Here is a 230-nt window from a genome sequence, read left to right on the forward strand (position 1 = left end):
GGCTGGGGTTTCTCCACTACAGCCTCGGGAACCATTGCCACGGATTTAATTCCTGCAAAGCGGCGGGGAGAAGGAATGGGATACTTCGGGCTTTCCGGGAACATTGCCCTGGCATTCGGGCCCACCCTCGGACTGGCGCTCGCCGGAGTCATCTCTTTCAAACTCTTATTCTTAATTTGTGCTTTGCTGGGTTTAGCCGCACTGGTGTTGTCATCGAGGATAAACTACAA

General features: G+C 53.5%; 1 protein-coding gene. It reads left to right on the forward strand.

The window, feature by feature from the left end; genetic code table 11:
• Positions 1–230 (forward strand): MFS transporter (locus tag F1003_RS19305; protein WP_155090395.1); only part of this gene is annotated, 230 nt, incomplete at both ends.

The sequence above is a fragment of the Winogradskyella ouciana genome (genome assembly GCF_009709615.1).
GTDB lineage: Bacteria > Bacteroidota > Bacteroidia > Flavobacteriales > Flavobacteriaceae > Winogradskyella > Winogradskyella ouciana.